The organism is Litoreibacter sp. GN1-5 (assembly GCF_055693805.1).
In genome coordinates this window covers 2,000,341-2,020,811 of sequence record NZ_JBVFUP010000001.1, presented here as the reverse complement: position 1 = coordinate 2,020,811, position 20,471 = coordinate 2,000,341, and the positions used below count along the sequence as shown (strand labels likewise).

General features: G+C 52.9%; 19 protein-coding genes and 1 pseudogene. 9 read left to right on the top strand and 11 right to left on the bottom strand.

Features of this window, described 5'->3' with window-relative positions; translation table 11 throughout:
• Window positions 1–15 precede the first annotated feature (15 nt).
• From ACZ1HF_RS10135 to ACZ1HF_RS10120, 4 genes and pseudogenes are all read left to right on the top strand, one after another.
• Window positions 16–462: a DUF1499 domain-containing protein gene (locus ACZ1HF_RS10135; RefSeq protein WP_472657384.1), complete on the top strand. Its 447-nt coding sequence runs from the start codon at window positions 16–18 to the stop codon at window positions 460–462.
• Window positions 463–763: 301 nt separating this feature from the next.
• Window positions 764–1,818 (top strand): annotated as a pseudogene (gene prfA, locus ACZ1HF_RS10130) (peptide chain release factor 1).
• Window positions 1,815–2,648, top strand: coding sequence for a peptide chain release factor N(5)-glutamine methyltransferase (gene prmC, locus ACZ1HF_RS10125; RefSeq protein ID WP_472657383.1), 834 nt, complete (start codon window positions 1,815–1,817; stop codon window positions 2,646–2,648). The pseudogene prfA and the gene prmC overlap by 4 nt, the downstream one beginning before the upstream one ends.
• A gap of 215 nt (window positions 2,649–2,863) precedes the next feature.
• On the top strand, window positions 2,864–3,460 hold the full coding sequence (locus tag ACZ1HF_RS10120) for a DUF4167 domain-containing protein (protein ID WP_472657382.1): 597 nt from the start codon (window positions 2,864–2,866) through the stop codon (window positions 3,458–3,460).
• Here the strand turns inward: ACZ1HF_RS10120 and rsmA are convergent, their stop codons facing one another.
• From rsmA to lptF, 6 genes are read right to left on the bottom strand one after another with little or no spacing between them, the layout of a single operon-like run.
• The gene (rsmA, locus tag ACZ1HF_RS10115; RefSeq protein ID WP_472657381.1) at window positions 3,461–4,303 is read right to left on the bottom strand and encodes a 16S rRNA (adenine(1518)-N(6)/adenine(1519)-N(6))-dimethyltransferase RsmA; all 843 of its coding nucleotides are present in this window, start codon (window positions 4,301–4,303) and stop codon (window positions 3,461–3,463) included.
• The gene (pdxA, locus tag ACZ1HF_RS10110) at window positions 4,290–5,285 is read right to left on the bottom strand and encodes a 4-hydroxythreonine-4-phosphate dehydrogenase PdxA (protein ID WP_472657380.1); all 996 of its coding nucleotides are present in this window, start codon (window positions 5,283–5,285) and stop codon (window positions 4,290–4,292) included. Before pdxA ends, rsmA begins: the two co-directional genes overlap by 14 nt.
• Window positions 5,263–6,504, bottom strand: coding sequence for a peptidylprolyl isomerase (locus ACZ1HF_RS10105; protein ID WP_472657379.1), 1,242 nt, complete (start codon window positions 6,502–6,504; stop codon window positions 5,263–5,265). Before ACZ1HF_RS10105 ends, pdxA begins: the two co-directional genes overlap by 23 nt.
• A gap of 17 nt (window positions 6,505–6,521) precedes the next feature.
• The gene (locus ACZ1HF_RS10100) at window positions 6,522–8,660 is read right to left on the bottom strand and encodes an LPS-assembly protein LptD (protein WP_472657377.1); all 2,139 of its coding nucleotides are present in this window, start codon (window positions 8,658–8,660) and stop codon (window positions 6,522–6,524) included.
• On the bottom strand, window positions 8,653–9,750 hold the full coding sequence (gene lptG / locus ACZ1HF_RS10095) for an LPS export ABC transporter permease LptG (RefSeq protein ID WP_472657376.1): 1,098 nt from the start codon (window positions 9,748–9,750) through the stop codon (window positions 8,653–8,655). The genes ACZ1HF_RS10100 and lptG overlap by 8 nt, the downstream gene beginning before the upstream one ends.
• Window positions 9,747–10,850: an LPS export ABC transporter permease LptF gene (gene lptF, locus ACZ1HF_RS10090; RefSeq protein WP_472657375.1), complete on the bottom strand. Its 1,104-nt coding sequence runs from the start codon at window positions 10,848–10,850 to the stop codon at window positions 9,747–9,749. The genes lptG and lptF overlap by 4 nt, the downstream gene beginning before the upstream one ends.
• A gap of 157 nt (window positions 10,851–11,007) precedes the next feature.
• Here lptF and ACZ1HF_RS10085 point away from each other — a divergent pair, with 157 nt between their 5' ends.
• From ACZ1HF_RS10085 to ACZ1HF_RS10070, 4 genes are all read left to right on the top strand, one after another.
• Window positions 11,008–12,477, top strand: coding sequence for a leucyl aminopeptidase (locus ACZ1HF_RS10085; protein WP_472657374.1), 1,470 nt, complete (start codon window positions 11,008–11,010; stop codon window positions 12,475–12,477).
• Window positions 12,477–12,932: a DNA polymerase III subunit chi gene (locus tag ACZ1HF_RS10080; RefSeq protein ID WP_472657373.1), complete on the top strand. Its 456-nt coding sequence runs from the start codon at window positions 12,477–12,479 to the stop codon at window positions 12,930–12,932. Before ACZ1HF_RS10085 ends, ACZ1HF_RS10080 begins: the two co-directional genes overlap by 1 nt.
• A 201-nt stretch (window positions 12,933–13,133) precedes the next feature.
• The gene (locus ACZ1HF_RS10075; RefSeq protein ID WP_472657372.1) at window positions 13,134–13,886 is read left to right on the top strand and encodes an FkbM family methyltransferase; all 753 of its coding nucleotides are present in this window, start codon (window positions 13,134–13,136) and stop codon (window positions 13,884–13,886) included.
• 1 nt (window position 13,887) lies between these two features.
• The gene (locus tag ACZ1HF_RS10070) at window positions 13,888–14,652 is read left to right on the top strand and encodes a hypothetical protein (protein ID WP_472657371.1); all 765 of its coding nucleotides are present in this window, start codon (window positions 13,888–13,890) and stop codon (window positions 14,650–14,652) included.
• Here ACZ1HF_RS10070 and ACZ1HF_RS10065 read toward each other — a convergent pair.
• The 4 genes from ACZ1HF_RS10065 to ACZ1HF_RS10050 are packed head-to-tail and all read right to left on the bottom strand — an operon-like array spanning window position 14,649 to window position 18,739.
• Entirely contained in the window at window positions 14,649–15,617 is a 969-nt protein-coding gene (locus ACZ1HF_RS10065) for a DUF808 domain-containing protein (RefSeq protein ID WP_472657370.1), read from the bottom strand. The two genes, ACZ1HF_RS10070 and ACZ1HF_RS10065, sit on opposite strands and share 4 nt — an antisense overlap.
• Before the next feature lie 30 nt (window positions 15,618–15,647).
• Complete coding sequence (locus tag ACZ1HF_RS10060; RefSeq protein WP_472657369.1) at window positions 15,648–16,229, bottom strand: retropepsin-like aspartic protease family protein; 582 nt, start codon at window positions 16,227–16,229, stop codon at window positions 15,648–15,650.
• Window positions 16,230–16,273: 44 nt separating this feature from the next.
• Window positions 16,274–16,897, bottom strand: a complete 624-nt coding sequence (locus ACZ1HF_RS10055; RefSeq protein WP_472657368.1) for a MarC family protein — start codon at window positions 16,895–16,897, stop codon at window positions 16,274–16,276.
• On the bottom strand, window positions 16,898–18,739 hold the full coding sequence (locus tag ACZ1HF_RS10050) for an ABC-F family ATP-binding cassette domain-containing protein (RefSeq protein WP_472657367.1): 1,842 nt from the start codon (window positions 18,737–18,739) through the stop codon (window positions 16,898–16,900).
• Between the two features lie 105 nt (window positions 18,740–18,844).
• On the opposite strand from ACZ1HF_RS10050, the gene ndk reads away from it, so the two are divergent.
• The gene (gene ndk / locus ACZ1HF_RS10045) at window positions 18,845–19,267 is read left to right on the top strand and encodes a nucleoside-diphosphate kinase (protein ID WP_472657366.1); all 423 of its coding nucleotides are present in this window, start codon (window positions 18,845–18,847) and stop codon (window positions 19,265–19,267) included.
• Between the two features lie 218 nt (window positions 19,268–19,485).
• On the opposite strand, the gene ACZ1HF_RS10040 is transcribed toward ndk, so the two are convergent.
• On the bottom strand, window positions 19,486–20,355 hold the full coding sequence (locus tag ACZ1HF_RS10040) for a LysR family transcriptional regulator (RefSeq protein WP_472657364.1): 870 nt from the start codon (window positions 20,353–20,355) through the stop codon (window positions 19,486–19,488).
• Window positions 20,356–20,471 lie beyond the last annotated feature (116 nt).

The window sequence follows — 20,471 nt, the reverse complement described above, 5'->3', positions numbered from 1 at the left end:
TAAAAAGGCAGGTCTATGCTTAAGATTGTCATATGTAGCATTGTCCTATGTATCGTCGGAGTTGCGGCTTATGTGCGGCTTGCTTCGCTAGACGTAAAGCTGTTGCATGTAGATCCCGAAACTGCTGAGCGACCATCCGTACCCGGTCATGTATTGCTTCGCAAAGGCGGGGATATTGAACCGGTGATCTATGACATGACCGCCGAGGTTTTGGCGCAAAAACTGGCTGGGATTATTGAGGCTACTCCACGCACCTCTTTGCTTGCGGGCGATCTTTCGGAAGGCCATGCAACATATGTCACGCGCTCGGCGCTATGGGGCTTTCCGGACATAATTTCGGTTAAGGTAATCGATTTGGGGGCCGGCCAGTCTACTTTGAACATCCTGTCGCGGCTGCGTTTTGGTTACGCGGACATGGGTGTGAACAAGGCACGTGTGGAATATTGGTTAGGGCAGCTCTAGTGTTTAGCTAGAGATGCAGCCATCACCGGTTTCACGCCACATTGGTACATTAAGCGACATCTCACACCGGGCCTGAAAAATGCGCCCGCCGACAGTAAGGCATCTGAATTCCCCCAACTCGACGCGGTTGCCTTGTTTGTCGGTGCAGTAACATTCCACCGTTTTGCCGGATGCCGCCGTAGCGGTGAGCGAAAAAGGCGCAGACAAAACCAGAAATATGATCGCAATTCTTGACATTTAGTGATGATAGCACAGTCAATCCCTCTTGACCAAGCCTCTGCAATTGGACAACAGGTGGGCCATGGTTCCATTGGATAAACTTCAGCAAATCACCGAAAGGTTTGAATATCTTGAGGCAAAACTTGCCTCTGGAAATGCGGATAATGACATCGCAAGTCTGAGCCGCGAATATTCAGAACTCAAACCAGTGGTTGAACAAGTTGCCGCCTATAGGCAGCTTTTGTCCGATCTCAAAGAAGCGGAAAAGCTACTGGCGGATCCCGAAATGAAAGCTCTGGCCGAAGAAGAGTTGCCAATGATCAAGGCGCGTCTTCCAGACGTTGAGGCATCTCTGCAATTGGCGCTGTTGCCGAAAGATGCAGCGGATGCCCGCCCCGCAATGGTGGAGATCAGACCCGGCACAGGTGGGGATGAGGCGGCTCTGTTTGCGGGTGATCTGCTGAATATGTATCGCAGATATGCCGAAGCCAAAGGCTGGAAGTTCGAGATCGTCGAGGAACAGCTGACTGAACTTGGGGGGATCAAGGAAGTCACCGCGCATGTGCAAGGCGTAGGCGTCTTCGCGCGGTTGAAATATGAAAGCGGTGTGCATCGGGTCCAGCGTGTCCCAGTGACAGAATCCGGCGGGCGCATCCATACATCTGCTGCGACAGTTGCCGTTTTGCCCGAGGCAGAAGAGGTTGATATCAACATTCCGGCCACAGATATTCGCATTGATACGATGCGCGCCAGCGGGTCGGGGGGCAGCACGTCAACACCACGGATTCGGCAGTGCGCATTACGCATATCCCGTCTGGTATTGTTGTGACGTCATCCGAGAAATCTCAGCACCGTAACCGCGAGATCGCAATGCAGGTGTTGCGTGCCCGGCTTTATGATCTGGAACGCCAGAAAGTAGATGAGGCCCGTTCGGCCGACCGGAAGGCCCAAGTCGGCAGCGGAGATCGGTCTGAGCGGATCAGGACGTATAACTTCCCCCAAGGTCGCATGTCTGATCACCGGATCAACCTGACGCTTTATAAGCTGGATCAGATCATGCAGGGCGATCTGGATGAAACGATCGATGCGCTGGCTGCGGATGCGCAGGCGAAGTTGCTGGCTGATATGGACGCATGATCGCGTCTGAGCTTTTGAAGGCGGCCATTACACGTCTGACAGCCGCTGGAATTCCCGATGCTCCACGCGATGCGCGCCGTCTTCTGGCCCACGCGCTGGGGGTGTCTGCGGATCGGATTACCTTGATCCTGCGTGACCCTGTGCCGGATACCAAGCAGCCGATATTTGAACAGTTGGTTGTTGCGCGTTGCAAACATCAACCCATTTCTCAGCTTACAGGGCTGCGTGAGTTTTATGGCCGCGATTTTAGGGTCATGCCAGATGTGCTGGACCCCCGCCCTGAAACCGAAACCCTGATCGAAATTGCGTTGCAAGGGTCTTTCGATACCGCGTTGGACCTTGGCACTGGATCGGGTTGTATTCTTTTATCCCTGCTTTCGGAACGGCCATCCATCACGGGGTGTGCCACAGATATCTCTGGTGCGGCGCTTGCGGTGGCGCGCAGCAATGCGGATCGGTTGGGTTTGGCCGGGCGCGTTGAGTTCCTGCAATCGGACTGGTTCACGCAGGTAAAGGGGCGGTTTGACCTGATCGTCTCGAACCCGCCATATATCACGGCGCAAGCTTACGATGCGCTGCCCCGAGACGTGCGGGACTTTGAGCCGAAACTTGCCCTGACACCCGGTGGTGACGGGCTTGGACCGTACCGCGCCATAGCCACGCAGGCACCTGCTTTTTTGAGTGAGGGTGGGCGAGTTCTGGTCGAAATCGGGTATGATCAGGGCGCTGCTGTTCAAGCACTGTTTCAGCGCGCAGGATTCGCAAGCGTCGAGATTTTCCCAGATATTGATGGCCGGGATCGCGTGATTAGCGCGAAATTGGCGGTTTAAGGCCTAAATCCAGCAATAATTGCTGTACGCACTCAGAATCCCCTTGCAATAGAGGCACCGCACATGCTTACCCTATTCATGGTAAGACGAGGTGAATTTCACCCCTTACGTTTAAGCCAAAAACAAAGGTCTCGATCCTAGTCATGGGGACACCGCAATTGGAAGCGGACAGGATCGAAAGATGGCCGATATACAAAGGCTGGAATCAAATTAATATGAGATCATCGAAGTCACGGTCGCGGGGCAAAGGGAACCGCAACAATAACAATCGCTCTATGGGCAATATCATCAATCGAGTTTTCGATAGCTCTGGCCCAGAAGGCAAAGTGCGCGGTACTCCTCAGCAGATCATTGACAAATATCTGACGCTGCACCGCGATGCGCAATTGTCCAATGACCGCGTGGCCGCAGAAAATTTTCAGCAACATGCGGAACATTATGCCCGCATGATGGGTGAAGCTCAGCGTGAAATGGACGCGCGCCGCGAAGCGCATGAAGCCCAGCAGCGCGAGCGTCAGCAAGAACGGGCGGAAAGCAATGCAGAGCAATCGGGTGATCAGCAACAGTCGAAACAAACCCGCCAAAGCGATGATGCACCCAGCGACAAAGGCAGGGACGCGGCTCAGGCTAGTCAGCCGGATGTCATTGATCTAAGCAACGAGAACTCTGACAGTGGTTTGGTTGAGACGATCGAAACTGCGCCCAAAACACCAAAGCCCCGTAAACCGCGCGCACGTAAGCCAAAGGTTGCCCCGGCAGAAGAAGCCCCGCAGCCTACGTCTGAGGAAAACGGACAATCCGCTGCGGAATAATCACGTTCTAGCGATTTCGCGGGCCAGGGCGCAGAAACCCTCCAGCGAAATCTGCTCGGCGCGTTCTGTCGGGGAAATACCTGCAGCCAATAATCTATCCTGGATATCGGGTGCCAGCGCTTTCAGAGAAGACCGCAGCATTTTGCGCCTTTGATTGAAAGCCATTGCTACGATACGTGACAGGAGCGCTGCGTCAGCTTCAAAGCGTGGTTTATCAAGACGTGTAAGGTGGACGACAGCTGAACGGACTTTGGGTGCCGGAACAAATGCCTCTGGCGGCAAATCCATTACGATGCGGGCGTTGCAGCGCCATTGTGACAGCAGTGCGAGGCGCCCATAAGCTTTGCTGCCCGGTTGTGCGACGATCCTCTCGGCCACTTCGCGCTGAAACATCAAGGTCAGGCTACCCCAGAATGGTGGCCAAACAGGCGGTGTTAACCAGCGCACCAGCAGCTCGGTTCCGACATTATAGGGCAGGTTCGCAATGACCCGCACAGGTGGTGTCAGATGGGCCAATACATCGACCTCTAACGCATCGCCATGTATGATATGTAACCTGTTGGGATAGGTCGCAGAAATCTCTTCCAGAATGGGCAGGCATCGTGCATCTTTTTCGACGGCCAGAACGCGGCGTGCGCCTTCTGCAAGCAAAGCACGGGTCAATCCACCAGGGCCGGGGCCAACTTCAAGAATATCCGATTGCGACAGATCACCTGCCTGTCGGGCAATCTTGGCCGTCAGGTTAAGGTCCAGAAGAAAATTCTGCCCGAGCGCTTTCTTTGCGCTAAGCCCATGGGTGGCAATGACCTCGCGCAGCGGCGGTAGATTATCAATCGCCGCCATGACATCCGCTGGTTCTGCCCGCCATATCCCAGGCAAGGCGCAAGGCGGCAATCAAGCTGGTTGGGTCGGCGATCCCTTTGCCCGCGATGTCAAAAGCCGTGCCGTGATCCGGCGAGGTCCGGATGAATGGCAAGCCAAGCGTCACATTCACCCCACCCGCGAAATCCAGCGTCTTAATCGGTATCAAGGCCTGATCATGGTACATGCAAACGGCCACATCATAACTGGTACGGGCAGCTTCGTGGAACATCGTATCTGCCGACCGGGGGCCGGTGATATTCAGGCCCTGACCGCGAAGGCGTTCAAGAACAGGGGTGATGACGTCAATCTCTTCCCGGCCCATTGTGCCACCTTCACCAGCATGAGGGTTCAGACCAGCCACGGCCAGACGAGGGGAGGCGATTCCAAATTGTGTTTGCAAAGCGGTTGCTGTGATCCGAATTGTGTCTTCCAGCAATGTTTCGGTCAAATCAGTTTTAACCTGTTCCAGCGCGATATGGATTGTCACAGGCACCACGCGCAAGTCAGGACAGGCCAGCATCATGACGACACGCTCAACCCTTGCAAGCGCCGCCAGATACTCTGTATGGCCGGGATAGATGAAATCTGCACCGTCCTTGAGAGCTTTCTTATGGATTGGCAGGGTGCAAAGGGCGCTTGCCTGACCATCTGTGACCAGCTTCACGCCTTGGGCGATTACATCGATGACGGCTTGCGCATTTGCCGGGGCAGGGACCCCCGGTGAGTTTGGCGCAGGGAAGGGATGGTGTAGCAGTGGCATATCAGTAGCCTGCGCCACTTCGGACATATCCGACACTTCAGACACCGGACCGTCCACGTGCGATTTGTCTGCAATCAATACAAAGGGAATACTACCTTGCAGCTCGTCCCAGGCTTTCCGTGCTATCTCAAGGCCAATACCTGCAGGTTCCCCACAACTCAGCGCTATGGGCGCGCGCCTAGTTTTCGATGATGATGGCATCTGCGCGCAGCTCTTCAAGAAAACTGTCCGCGTAAGAGGTCAGGCGCTGATTGACCAATTGCGATCTGATCTGAGCGCGTAGATCAACCTCTTCGCCCTCTTCATCAATGGGCGTTTCGGCCGTTCGCCCGCACAGCATCAGAAACACCAGAAACTGATCATTCTGACGGGTCAGGGATGTGGAAGTCTCGTTATTATCCAGCTTCGCCAGTTCCAATGCAATATCAGCAGGCACTTCTGGGATGGGCAGCGTAACGCGTTCGAAGTAATCACCCGGCAGTTTTTTGGCAGGCGTATACAGATCGTCACAAGTATCGACCGAATTCGCCAGTTTCTGTGCTTCTGCCTGTGCTGCAGCACTACGCCCGCCGGGAATTAGGACAGTGGCGTATTCCAGTGCAAGCGTGTCTGGCTCGGCTGTTTCAAGTTCTTCCAATGCGCGCAACTGAAAGAGGCCAAGCGCTGGGCCAAGGGGGATCGGGTCCGTCACCTCACCTGGTTGCAGGGTCAGAACGGCACTGCGTAGTGCTGGCGGGACATTTGCCAGTGGCAACCATTCCAACCGCCCACCCGCGCCACGGGTCGGAGATGCTGAGTATTGCCGTGCTGCTGCCGAAAACGCGCTTTCTGTTTTGAGGGTTTGCGACAAGCGATCTGCCAAGGTCCTGTTGCGCACCTCAACTTGCGGTGCCAGTGGCAATATAATTTCTGCCAACAGGACACGAGCCCCACTTTGGTTGGTAGACAGGGCCAAGGCGCGATCGATTTCGGCATCGCTGACCTGTGATCTTGGGCCAAAGCGACCTTGTACATAATTTCGCCAAGCAAGACCTGCTGTTACGAAATCACGAAAGGTTTCTTCGGCCACGCCTTCCTGTGCAATTGCCTGAATGAATTGCTCGGCGCTCAAGTTGGCACGCCCTGCGAATTCTTCCATACCGGTTTGAACCTGTTCCGGTGTCGGGTTGATACCAGCGCGGCGGGTTTCTGACAAACGCAGGCGGTCTTCGATCAGGCCATCCTTTGCCTCTTTGTCCAGATCGCCGGGTGTGCGCAGTAACGTCAGCAGCTGTTTGCGTTGGTCAATCTCGTATTGCGTGATTGCCATATTATTGACGGTTATAGCCGTCTGGAAAAGCCCCTGCGCCTGCCCAATAGCCGGGAATAGTATAAATGTCAGGACGAGAATACGGAGAAAGGCGTGTAAGGTGGTTGTCATTCTGCTCTGCTCAATCATCAATTGCACTGTCTTGCGAAACTGCTGTCATTGGCCCCGCTTGCCCCGAAACCTGCGAGTTGGACAGAGAGATTCACATCCGTTGTCGGGGTTACATTAGTCGAAGACGTAAAGCGGCGCGAGACCGAAAGATCAACCTTTGCACATTCGTTTTGATAAGTTAGCCCGATGGCAGCACGGGTCGCGTCATCTGTTACAAAATCATACCGTGCGCCGCCTGACAGGGTCCAGTGGCGACGAAACCTGTAAGACCCTTCGATACTAAGTTCAGCAGTATCAATTGGTCTATCCTCGGTCACATCTGCTTCAAGCCAGACAAGACTGGAGCCGAGAGTGTAATCCTCCGTTGTCCAGTTCAAAAGCATCTCGTTGCGCGCAAAGGTCAAAGTATCATCGAAAACGGCGCGGTTGATCAGGTTCAGACGGTCGCCAACCTTTAGCTGGGCGGCGACGAGCCAGTCCGACGATTTGCCATCCAAGCCGCTGGAAGGGGCGAATTGTTCGTAATCCCTATCTCGAAGAACGCGTCCAACGGTCAGGCCCAATGACCATCCTGTTGGCGCTTCGCGCGTATAGGTCAGCCCAAGGTTCAGGCGATTGCCCTGCTCCTGCGCATCGACACCGGGAAAGCGGCTGAAGGCGAACAGGTTCGTTTCGTCAAATTCAACAAGCAGGCTGTCTTCGTTCTGCACATTCCGCGTGCTGTCCTTGGCAAGAACCAGCTGCGCGACGGGTTCCAGAAGATGGGTGGTTCGCGACGACTGCCGTATCATTGGCCAGCGCCATTCTAGTGCGGCATAGGGTGTTACTTCTGTCTCATCACCGAAAACCAGACGTTCATCCTGTCGGATTTCGTAGAAATCGGCGCGTAATTCGCCTTCCAAGGCCAAAATCATTCCGTTGTTCAGAGTCCAGTCCCGTCGCCAATCTGCGACGGTGGATAAGCGCAAGACGTCACGGGCAAGCCCGCTATCCGTCGCATCGAAACTTGCGCGCCGGTATTGGCTGTTCAGCTCAAGCTGAAGGCCGGCCGTGCCACCGATAAGAGAAGGTTCAAACCGTTTGCGATATATTGCATCCCCAACGATCGTTGGAAGCGTTCGGTTATTATCTCCGGCGCGTAAAGATTGGAAAGTAACAAGTTCTGCACCAATGTATTCGTCCCGACGTGTGCGATCTATGGTGATTGCACTGTCCAGACGGTCCTTCTCGGAATAACCGTAAAGGAGCAGGTATCCGGGGTCAGATGTTATCTCGACATCGAAGCTTGCTGTAAAGCCTCTTGGCAAAGCGAAAGTACCATCGGCAAACAGATAACCCCGGAATGTATCATCTGTAAGGTTATCCTGAGTGATCGCGCCATTTATCTCGATCTCGCCAAAAGTGAATTTCTGACGATAGCGCGTTTCCAGTGTGCGCGCGTCTTTCGTGGTGATCCAAGGTGTAAGCGTCACATCCGCATGATCGCCCAAGGTGAAGAAATAAGGCACCTTTAATCCAATGCCCAATTGCCCATTTGATCGCAGTTCTGGTACTAGAAAACCACTGACCCGCTCTACGGCAGGGTCGGGAAGGCGCAGGCGTGGGATATAGAAAACAGGGATACCCGCGACCCGCAGGCTGGCATCTTCGAAATATAGTTGCCGTTCCTGTGCGTCATGAACGACGCGTTTTGAGCGAATTTCCCATAAAGGTGTTGGATTGCTTTCGCAGATACGACAACTGGAGGCGACGGTCTTGTAAAGTTGGGTATAGCGCCCCTCGGTTCTACGGATTTCATTTGCTGCGAGTTGTAATTGCCGGTCGAACACCAGCCGTGCGCTTTGCAACACACCTGCCTGCAAGTCACCGTCAAGCTGCGCGAAATCTGCGATAAGAACGGTATCGTTGCCATCCAATAAATATAGAGGCCCTGTGACGGTTAGCTGGTCTGTCACACCATTGTAGCTGACCGAGCTTGCCCGCAAGCGCGTCCCGTCATGCAGGACTTCTACATTGCCTGTTGCGCTTAGTTGTTGGGTGTCGCGGGCAAAAACTACGGTATCGGCAGACAGAGTCGCTGTCCCAGACTCCTGCGCGACAGTTGCGAGCGGGTGCAGCAATAGCGCAAGCGCCAGTATCGCCCCCGCATTATCCATCCTCCGTATGCAGCAGCAGGCCCAGCGACAAAAATATCCCGGCCAAAGGTGGGGCCCAAGCCGCAGCCAATACGGGGATTTGGCCATTAACCCCAAGAACCTGTGCAAAGTTGCGCAGGAAATAGATTGAGAAGCCAAATAAAACTGCCAAAAGTACCATCACACCAGTGCGCCCAAACCGCGTATGACGCATGGTAAAGCCTGCCCCGATCAGCACCATGGCGACGAGCAAGAAGGGGGTTGCAAGCTCCATCTGAAACCAAACCCGATGCTGCAAGGCGGAAAATCCCGCGCGGTCAAGCTGATTAATAAAGGCAGGCAGTTCCCAAATGGGAATGGCACTGGGGCTACCAAAGCTATCACGTATCTGGTCCTGCGTGAGTTCTGAAGGTATGTTTAGCGTTTTGTATGTCTGAGCACCCTGTTCGGGATTTTCACCCTCTGCAAAGGTCCAGCGTTTGGCATTTGATAAGACCCATTTCCCAGGTCTCAAAAGGGCGTCTTCCGCCTCAATACGGTAGGTTGTCATCGCCTGTGCATCAAAGCCATAGAAGCTGACACCAAAAAACTGCGTGCCATCCAGATTAGAGCGCGCGGCGCGGATCACGATTTGACCATCCGTTCCAGCTTGCCGTAACCAAAGCCCTTCTTCGCTTAGCGACGATGTACTTGCACCACCAGTTTTATAGCGGTTCGAGACAATCTCGTATTGTTTCGAGGTTGCTGCCACGATTGGGTTCAGGGCGGCAACGCCCACAGCACCAAAGAGGAAAGAAGTTAATACCGGAGCAAGAAGCGATCTGAGGGCCGAACGTCCCGACGCGCGCGCCACAACCATTTCCGAGGTCCTTGCCAATCCTAGAAACAAAGCAATTGTGGAAAGGATCACAAGCAGTGGCAGCATTCTGTACATCGCTTCCGGTGCATTCAGCAAAGCCAGTTCGGCGGCTTGGGGTAGGCCCAAATCCTGGCCACTGAAGCGGCGGATTTGTTCAACCATATCAATAAGGATCACGATCCCGAAGAATACCCCGGTGACAAGTGCGAACGACCAGACAAACCGACGGGCGAAATAGAGATCCAGCTTCATGTGGGCCTCCGTAATTTTGCGCGCCGTATCTTGTTCATTGAAGCGATCCACAGAAAAGTTGCAGTTGCCAGCGCGCCCAAAGCCGGGGCCAGATAGGCAAGGCCCCACATATTTTCGTTCGAGCGTGCCATATCTTCAGACGCATTGGCTGCCATTTGCACCAGAATGATCAACACCACTGCACCAATAATCTGACGCCACACGCCGAAGCGCGAAAACCCTCCGATCATCAGCGTGGCAAACCCCATCAAAGGCACCACGATTGCCAAAAGCGATTTTGCAAATCGATCATGCCCTTCGAACCGAAAATCCGCTAATCCGCCGCGTGCGCTATCTAGATCAGCTTGGCTGGGGTTTAGCAAAACCGATGTTGGAAGCTCCCGCAGATCGCGGATGCGCATGTCGCCAGCATGCATCAAAGCGCCAATGTCATAGGCAAAATCGTCGAAAGCGATGGTTGAAAGTTGCCGGCTTTCCGGTTGGTAAGTCTGTGCCAGCCCATTGATCATCACAAGCCGAGGTCCTGTATCGGCACGCACCAGAAGTGCCTTCTCGGCGGTATAGGTCACAATTGCTTTAGGGTTGCGGCTGTCTTCGAGAAATAGTTCTTTCAACTCTCCGCGGTCGGAAATTTCGCGAATGTAGACGGATATATCGCCAGTCGGATGCAGAAACTGCCCCTCTTTCAAAAATTGCGCGACGATATCACGGGAAATCTCGGCACTGCGCGAAGCAAGTTCACTTCGCGCGGCGGGCACCAGAATATGGGCCAGAATGGCAACCATAGCTGCAACAAACACCCCGAAGAAGAAGACTGGGCGCGCAATGCGAACAGCGCTTGCGCCAGCAGTTTGTAACACGACCATCTCGCTTTCAGCGCTCAGGCGGTTGGTAACATATACAGCGGCCACAAAGGCTGAAATCGGCAACACGATCAAGATCACATATGGCAGTGTCAGGGCGGTAAACTCCAGAAATACCAACGCCGATTGGCCATCGCTGATTAGTTGGTCAAATAACCCAATAGCACGATTGACCCAATAGACCGATACTAGGACAAGTGAGAAAAAGCCAAACAGGACCAGAAGCTGCGACAGCATGTATCTGTCGAGATCGTGCCACGTTCTGTCCCCCTTCTTTGTTCTCAGCGCGAAATTAGGGGAAACTCTGCCTGACCACCAGACCTGAAGCACGGGTTCTGGTGTTCCGGGCGGGGGCGCGCTAGCTATATGGAATCCCCAAGTTATGAGGTCATATATGACAACGCCCCTTTCCCCTGATTTTATCGAGACTGATATTGACCAAATTAAAGATGCAAAAGGTAAACTTGCTGTTTTCGTCCCTGAAGCCGGGTCTCTTGATGTAACGGCCCGCCGGGTCAACCGCTTGACGCGCGGTGCTGTGGCACGTCTCGTTGGTAGCGAGACCTTTGGCAAGCTGGGGGTCGGCAAAACGCTTACACTGGCTTTTCCTGCAAATGTTGCTGCTGATGCGGTCGTTGTCGTTAAACTGCCGCGCCGTCCGTCCGTTGAACAGGCACGTAAAGCTGGGGCGAGCTTGGCGAAGGAGCTTGGCGCGGACCCATTTATGGTGCTTTGCGGTAATCTGGCCCGTGCAGATCAGGTCGCGCTTGGTCTTTGTTTGCGGGCCTATGAGTTTGACGATCACAAGACTGCGGATAAGGATGGTAAAGGTGCCGTCAGCTTCATGGTGAATGATGCGAAGGGTATAAAATCAGCGTCGGCTGTGAATGGCGCCATTGCCGAGGGCGTTTTCTTCACCCGTGATCTGACGAATGAACCTGCCAATGTCCTGACCACAACAGAATTCTCAGATCGTCTTGCCGCGCTTGAAGCTCTTGGTCTCAAGGTTGAAGTTCTGGAAGAGAAAGAGCTGGAAAAGCTGGGCATGCGCACATTGCTAAGTGTGGGGCAGGGTTCGGACAGCCCGACCAAGGTTGTGGTTATGCAATGGAATGGTGGCAAGAAGGATGACAAGCCCTTTGCGCTTATCGGTAAGGGCGTGGTGTTTGATACAGGTGGCATCTCCATCAAACCTGCCGCCGGTATGGAAGACATGACTATGGACATGGGCGGTGCTGGTGTCGTGGCAGGGGTCATGAAAACCTTGGCGATGCGTAAGGCAAAAGCCAATGTAGTGGGGCTGGTGGGTCTGGTCGAAAACATGCCGTCCGGCAATGCGACACGCCCCGGTGATGTCGTGACCTCCATGAAAGGAGACACGGTTGAGATCATCAATACCGACGCAGAAGGCCGTTTGGTTCTGGCCGATGTTCTTTGGTATGCGCAGGAAAGGTTTGAGCCGGTTGGTTGCATTAACCTTGCAACCCTGACCGGGGCGATCATTATCGGGTTGGGTCACGAAAATGCTGGTGTCTTCTCAAACAATGATGCGCTGTCCAACGCGTTCCTGAAAGCCGCAAATGCCGAGGAAGAGGGTGCGTGGCGTTTGCCCTTGGGGCAGGCTTATGACGACCTGCTGAAATCGCGGATTGCCGATATGAAGAATGTGGGCGGCCGTGCAGCAGGCTCAATCACGGCAGCGCAGTTCCTGCAGCGATTTATCAAGCCTGAAACGCCGTGGATTCATCTCGATATTGCCGGGGTTGCTTCGGTCAAGACTGAAACGGCTTTTGCACCCAAAGGGGCTACAGGCTGGGGTGTGCGCGCGCTCAACCGTCTGATCGCTGATAATTTTGAGGAGTGATGGCCGAGGTTTTCTTCTACCATCTGACCCGTCAGCCATTAGAAGTCACCTTGCCCATGCTTTTGGGCAAGGCGCGCGGGGCGGGTTGGCGTGTTGCGGTGCGCGGCAGCTCTGCCGAGCGGCTTGACTGGTTGGATGAAAAACTGTGGGTGATGGATGATGGCTTTTTACCCCATGGCCGCTTGGGAACTGGGTTTGATGCTGATCAACCGGTCTTACTAACCGAAAGCAGTGATCTGCCGAACAAACCCGATTGCCTGATTTCGGTAGATGGTGCCGAGCTTTCAGCGGATGAAATCAAACCGCTGACACGCGCAATGATCATTTTTGACGGTAATGATGAAGATGCCGTGGCCCATGCACGTGTGCAATGGAAGACCCTCACCGAAGCTGGCCTGTCCGCACAATATTGGTCGCAACAAAGCGGCAAGTGGGAGAAAAAAGCGGAAACTTAATAGCCGATAACTTATTTGGCCAAATAATGTTCCGGCTATTTCCCGCTAATGGGAAAAATAGTTTCAAGCGGAGGATAGCGCACATAATTGCACCCTTCTGAATTTGATATACTCGCTTAGATAATATGGCATTACCTGCGTGATCTCTATGTAAATCAGAGGTCCGAGTGCCAAATTGAACCAGAAAGGTTTTCATATATTATGAAAACACTGACGGAATTTTTGCTGAGTATCTATCCTATTTATAGCCGGATAAGATCTTTTTCATTTTCTCAATTCTCGGAGGATGTGCTTCTATACACGTTACTGCCTCGCAAAAAGGGGGTCTATGTCGATGTGGGAGCTTACCACCCATGGAAAGAATCTAATACCTATAAGCTTTATCTTCGCGGGTGGAGCGGTTTAACAATTGAGCCAAACCCAAAGTTTATTCCGCTTTTCAAGATAATGAGGCCACGAGATACTCATCTCAATATTGGCGTCTCCAAGAATACCCAAAAATTAGAATATAACTATTTTAAAGATCCTAAGAATAACAGCTTTGATAGTAACCAGTCTGATAGAGTGCAAAGTGACGTCATAAAAAAGCAATTAATCGATTGCATGCCTTTAGACTATATTATCGATACTCATCTGAAAGATGTTCAGATTGATCTATTATCGATTGATTGCGAGGGATATGATTTTGAAGTCCTCTCGACCATTAATTTCCAACATGCACGACCATCGGTTATCGTTATTGAGGATTTTGATATTTTCCTAAAGCAATGGAATGCAAACCCTGGCAGCAAGATAAATGAATTCTTGTGTGAAAAAGGTTATGTTCACGTCGCGCAAGGTGTTCTGAGTTCCATATATGTTGATAAAACGACCTTAGAGACTAACGATTGCAAAGGTTTCGATCTTTCGCATTCTTTAGTTCACAGGGTTCGGACCGCTGCGGAAAGCGGTTGATATGCTAACTTTCATTATCCCTGTACGTCATCCGGCAACGGTCAAGAACTGGGCGCGGGTTAAGGAAACGATGGCCTTAACGCTGCGTTCAGTTGCCGGGCAGGATCATCCTGATTGGCATTGTGTCATTGCTGCTGATCACGAAGCAGATTTGCCAGAAATGTCGGAAAAATTTACGGTTGTTCCCACAAGAATTCCGGCAGCGCATCTGCCCAAAAATGATATTGCTGCGCGTAATGCAATTGTGCGTCGCGATAAAGGAAAAAGGTTATATTCCGCCTTTAATGCTATTCGCCCAAAAGGGCATGTTATGTTTTTGGATTATGATGATCTGGTCAGCCGTCGTCTTGCGGGCATATCTGCAAATGCGCCCACGGCAAGGGGGTGGTTCTTTGATGAAGGGTATCTTTTTAGCGGCACCCGTTTTGCATTTCTGAAAAAAACGGATTTTTTCCGACTATGTGGGAGTAGTCATATTATTAATAGTCAAAAGTTTGATGATATTAACGAAAATGATTTTCCGACTATCGATCGTATGCTGGGAAGTCATATTTATATTAAGGACGATCTTGATCTGGAAAATAGTCCATTGCAAAGGCTTCCGTTTCCCGGGGCTGCATATCGCGTAGGTCATTGGTTTGCGACCAGCAAATCTGTAAGCTCATGGCGTTGGATTGCAAATATGCGCCATCCACGATCAGGCCTGCGCGCTTTGAACAACAGCTGTTACATGGGGCGTCGCTTCCGCGATGAGTTTTATGGTTAGTGCGCCGATGTTTCACTGCTTTTGTGTCTAGCGAACAAAGGCTTCAGAATTTTGGTAACGACTGGGATCAAAAGCAGGCCAAGCATAAGTCCAAGGATGCCATCAATAGTTGCGGTCACAAGCCATGTGACAAATCCTGTCGCACGACCAACCATGTCTGCGGTGGTTTTGGCGATATGCTTGATTTCTTCATAAGGGAGGTGCCAGCCTAAATCGTGAAGCCCATGCACAATGATATTACCCCCAACCCATAGCATGGCAGCAGTGCCAATCGTGGCGATCAGTGTCATCAGGGTTGGCATGAAATGCACAATGCCACGTCCCAATGCCCGGGTAGTGGCAAGCCGCCCAACTTTGCTGAGTTTTAGCCCCACATCATCCGCCTTTACCAGTAGCGCAACCGCACCATAAACAAGGGCCGTAATCCCAATGGCCACGGCTGCCAGCGTTACACCTTGTACCCAGATATTATCGGCTTCAATCGCCGCGAGTGAGATTGTCATGATTTCGGCGGACAGGATGAAATCGGTCTTGATAGCGCCTTTGACCCGCTCTTCTTCAAGATGCGCCGCGTCAAGGGTTTCGGCTTCTTGCGGTCCATGTTCTTGGTGCGGCACGATTAGATGCCAGATTTTCTCGGCGCCTTCAAAACATAAATAAGCCCCACCTAACATAAGAAGCGGTGTTATCACCCATGGTAGAAATGCATTAAGAACAAGCGCCAGAGGTAACAGGATCACTAGTTTGTTGAAGAAAGACGCCCGTGCGATTTTCCAGACGATGGGCAATTCACGCGCGGCAGGCAGGCCGGTGACATATTTTGGAGTGACAGCAGCATCATCAATGACAACGCCCGCAGCTTTGGCACCAGCTTTGGTGGCCTGCGCTGCGACATCATCCATTTGCGTCGCAGCCAGTTTGGCAATTGCGCCGACGTCGTCGAGAAGTGCCAGCAATCCGCTCATAACATTTGTCCCGTGCCTAAATGAACTGAATTACCATTCCAGAACAAGTTTGTCGCTCTTGATCTCGACCCGTTCAAAACGTTCCAGATACGCCATTCCCAGTAGGGACGTATCAAGTGCCCCTTCATTGACCCATGCGATGAGGCGGCCTTCATCGAATTCCCCGATACTTACATCATCAAGGGTTACGCGGGCCGTGCGGACCTCGCCATTTGCGGTCAAGGCGCGGCCTGAATAGTTGAGTGTGTCCAGATCGATACCCACGCGCTTGGCATCCCCTTCGCTCAGAACGATATCTGTCGCCCCCGTATCGACCACAAATTCCACAGGTTCGCCTGCGATGTTGAGTGTCAAATAGAAGTGGCCATCCCCACGGCGGGGGGCTTCGATGCGGCCTTCCTCGGCAAAGACGGCTTGTCGCGGAAGAACAGTGTCGCGCAGATCATTCCACAGACCTATACCAACAATCACGCCAACAAAAATCAATGCCCACAAAGCAGCCTGCCGCGCCATCTCGCCCATGCGCTCACGGTTGGACATGAAGAAGTATCCGCCAATCACACAGCCCAGCAAGACAAGGTAGATCAACCGTCCAAATTCGTCTTCGCCCATCACGTGGACCCTTTTGTTGGTTTTCTGCCTATATAGGTATGTTTTTAGCCGGTTGCGACAAGTCCAAAATCGCGCAGGCCATCCAAAACGAACTGCACCGAAAGAGCAGCTAGCAGCATCCCCATCAACCGCGTGACGACTTTGATGCCCGTTGCGCGCAGAAGACGTTCCAACAAACCCGAAGCCATAAACATCACAAACACAGCCAAAACAACAACGAACATCACCAGATGTATGCCAAGAACATCCAGCCAATCCGCCTCTGGCGTACTTGTCAGCAGGATCATGGTTGCAATGGCACCGGGGCCGGCGATCAAGGGCATGGCCAGTGGAAAAACGGACGGATCGTCTTCATTTTGTTCTGCCTGATCTTCACGGCGCTGCGTGCGCCGTTCGAACAACATTTCCAACGCAGTCAGAAATAGCAAAAGCCCACCTGAGATGCGAAAGGCCGCCAATGAGATGCCGACGAATTCCAGCACGGCTTCGCCAGCCAATCCGAATAGTGTCAGCAGAAACACTGCAATAACGCAGGATCGCAATGCGATGCGAAAACGCTGCGATTGGGTCATGCCTTGGGTCAGGGCTACAAACAGCGGGGCCAGCCCGATTGGGTCGATGATCACAAACAGAGCGACAAAGACAGTTATGGCAAAACTTAACTCCATTCAGCTTTCGGCCTTTTCCAGCTTCTCCTGCGCCCTGAGCCACATGACTTCGGCGCGGTCCTGCGCCTCCATCACTTCGGCATATTTCTTCTGCCATACCTCACGTTTCTCGGCCATATCTTCGTGATAGACTTTGGGGTCACCAAGGCGTTTGGCCAGCGTATCTTGCATCTCAGACAGCTTTTCGACGCGTGCCTCACATTTGCGAACCTCGGCGCGCAGCTCCAGGATATTTTCACGACTGGCACGTTTAGGCTTTGGCTTGTCTTTGGCAATTTTTTCGGGCGGGGTCAGTAGCATTTTTCGATAGCTTTCCAAATCACCCTCGTATGGATCTACCGCCCCGTCTTTCACCAACCATAGGCGATCCGCGACAAGTGATAGAAGATGCATATCATGACTGACCAGAATAACCGCGCCAGTATAGGCAGTCAGCGCTTCGACCAGCGCTTCGCGGCTTTCTATATCGAGGTGGTTGGTCGGCTCATCCAGAATTAGCATATGCGGTGCGGGCAAAGTGGCCAGCAGCAGCGACAAACGCGCTTTTTGCCCGCCTGATAAACGCCCCACGACGGTTTCGGCCTGATCCGCCCCAAGGCCAAAGCCTGCCAGTCGGGCGCGCAATTTGGCTTGCCCTTCATTCGGGCGTTCCCTTAGCAGGTGTTGCAAGGGCGTTTCATCCACGTGCAACTCTTCGACCTGATGCTGAGCGAAAAAGCCGATCCGCAGTTTGCTGGATTGATTGATCTGACCGCCCATCGGGTCCAATCTGCCAGACAGCAGTTTTGACAAAGTCGACTTGCCTTCACCATTGCGCCCCAAAAGTGCGATGCGATCGTCCTGATCAATGCGCAGGTTCAGGTTTTTAAGAACAGCCGTGCCATCATAGCCGACTGACACGCCTTCAGTTGCAATGATTGGCGGGGACAATTCTTCAGGTTTCGGGAAGCTGAAAACAGTACGGGCTGCGTCTTCTGGTGCGGTGATCGTCTCCATCTTTTCCAGCATTTTAACGCGAGATTGGGCCTGCTTCGCCTTGGAGGCCTTGGCCTTGAAGCGATCCACAAAGCTTTGCAGATGGGCGCGTTTCAATTCCTGCTTTTTCGCCGCCGCTGCCTGAACGGCACGCTTGGCAGCCCTTTGGCGCGCAAATTGATCGTAAGGCCCAGTATAATAGGTGAGCTGCTTGTTTTCGAGATGCAGAATGGCGTTTACGGCGCGGTTCAAAAGCCCGCGATCGTGCGAGATAATGATTACCGTATGGGGATATTTTCCCAGATAGTTCTCAAGCCATAGCGCGCCCTCAAGGTCTAGATAATTCGTCGGTTCATCTAGCAGCAGCAGATCAGGCGCGGAAAACAGCACGGCCGCCAACGCCACACGCATCCGCCATCCGCCGGAAAAGGCAGAGCATGGCTGTTGCTGTTCTTCATGGGTAAAGCCCAAGCCCGCCAGGATCGATGATGCCCGCGCTTCGGCAGACCATGCGTCAATATCTGCCAGCCGGGTCTGAATATCTGCGATACGTGCGGGGTCGCTGGCGCTGTCTGCCTCGGCCATCAGCGCGGCACGTTCCGTATCAGCTGCAAGGACTGTATTGATCAGCGAAACCTCATTCGACGGCACTTCTTGCGCGACCCCTCCGATACGCGCGCGCGATGGCAAAGAGATGTCGCCGGATTCAAGTGGAAGCTCTCCCCTGATGATGCGGAACAAGGTTGTCTTGCCTGCACCATTGCGGCCAATCAGGCCAACCTTGTGACCCGTTGGGATGATGGCAGAGGCGTCCTCCAGCAGGGGACGACCTTCGACGGAATAACGCAGATCAGTGAGCCGTAACATGGGCGCGGTGTGGCGGAACACGCGGCAGGTGTCAATTGGGCGCTTTTCACCAGCGTGACCCCATGATACGGACGCGCCAAATTACAACTCAACGGAGCTGAGCCCATGGCCATTCAACGCACATTTTCGATTATCAAACCCGATGCCACCAAACGCAACCTGACCGGCAAGATCATTGCCAAGTTCGAAGAAGCGGGTCTGCGCATCATCGCGTCCAAGCGTATCCAGCTGACACTGGCGCAGGCGCAGACATTTTACGGTGTTCACAAAGACCGCCCATTCTTTGATGAACTGTGTGAGTTCATGATTTCCGAGCCGATTGTGGTGCAGGTTCTGGAAGGCGAAGACGCAATCGCAAAAAATCGCGAAGTTATGGGCGCAACAAACCCGGCAGAAGCGACTGATGGAACGATCCGCAAGGAATTTGCTCTGTCAATCGGCGAGAACTCTGTTCACGGATCAGATGCCCCGGAAACCGCTGCTGAAGAAATCGCTTTCTTCTTCTCAGGCCTGGAACTGGTCGGCTAATCAGGCGGCAAAGTTTTTGGCCCCGCCCAAAGTGGCGGGGCTTTTTTATGTGGACTACTGTCAAGCCTGACTAGCGATGCCGCGAGTGCTCAATCCGTCTTCCAACGGCAGCTTAGAGCCCACTTTGACCGATGCTGCGCGATGCACGAATGGCTGTTTTGCACAAAAAACTCCTTCGCTCACGTTTTCCCGAAAATGTAAATTTACCTTAAGGGACTTTAGGCGAGATCCGAACCAATACGTGTGAAACGCTGTGTAAGCCGGTCAATAAATACTCCAAGATGCGGCTGATCACGCGCCTGCAAGCGGGTCACAATAAAAACTGGTAGCGTTGGAAGCTCCAATTCTGGAGCCAAGGCGACCAAACTGCCAGCGGCGAGTTTCGGCAATACGGCTGCTCCTATGCCTAGCTGCACTGCAACCAACTGTGCGGAGAAGGATGAGACACGCAGCTTTGCGTTGATAAATCCAGCAGCGCGGGCCGCTTTCATGTGATCTTCGTGCGCTAAGGGTGGCAACAGACCAACAAGAGGAATTTCCTCGAAAGGAGATTGATTTGACAAGCTTTGTGCAAGGATACCTGAGCAAAATATGCCATATTCGACATCCATGATTTTGCGGTATACGAGTGAAGGCTCTCCGTGGTGAGCCACGCGGATCGCTATGTCGACATCTCCACGTGCTACTTTGCGATATTCAGTTTCGACGCTGTATTCGACGGCGCAATGGGGGTGCAATTCAGAAAACTCGGCAATCTCGCCGAGTACTATGTCTTGAAAACCGTCACCGGACGATATCTTGATGGTGCCGCGCAATGGTGCTGCTGCTGAAGCACTCGTCAGCTCACGGTCTAGCTGCCTGGAGGTCTGGCGCGCAATATCTACAAACGTCTGCCCTCGGAACGTTAACCGACAGCCATCCACATCGCGTTCCAGTAGTACTGCATCTACAGCCAGTTCAAGCTTTGACAAGCGCCGCGATACAGTTGACACAGATGTGCCCAGAAATCGTGCAGCTCCAAGAAGGCTGCCACGCTCGGCCACAGCTTCCAATAGGCGTAAGTCATCCCAGTTCAGCGGTGATTTCATCAAGTTTTGCTTTCCATTTTTGCAAATCTATTTGGCCTTTATGCATCTTTTTTGCAAATATAGTAGCCCCATATCTCGTTTGTTGCGGCATCCGCCGAACGATCAATAGTAAGAGA